1 protein-coding gene is annotated in these 259 nt (G+C 59.8%); it reads right to left on the bottom strand.

The window, feature by feature from the left end:
• Positions 1-259 (bottom strand): ABC transporter substrate-binding protein (locus KVS69_RS19810; RefSeq protein WP_254622311.1); only part of this gene is annotated, 259 nt, incomplete at both ends.

Consider the following 259-nt stretch of genomic DNA (forward strand, 5'->3'; position numbering starts at 1 on the left):
AACTTGACGCCATCGAGCTTGACCTCATCCTTGTCATAGTAGGTATCGGCCTTTACGAGATCGAGGCTGACGCCATTCTCATTGGTTCTCAGTTTGAACGGGCCGGCGCCGATCCAATTGGCCGCGCCGGTGGCGAGCGCAGCAGCCGGCGAGGTGCCTGCGTTCGGGTCGGCCTTGTATTCGAGGAATGATGCGTTCGGCTTCGACAGCTTGGCGTTCAGCGGGAGCTCGGCCGGCGTCTCTATGCTTTCATGGGTTG

It is taken from the genome of Stenotrophomonas sp. GbtcB23 (genome assembly GCF_019091045.1).
Lineage (GTDB): Bacteria > Pseudomonadota > Gammaproteobacteria > Xanthomonadales > Xanthomonadaceae > Stenotrophomonas > Stenotrophomonas rhizophila_A.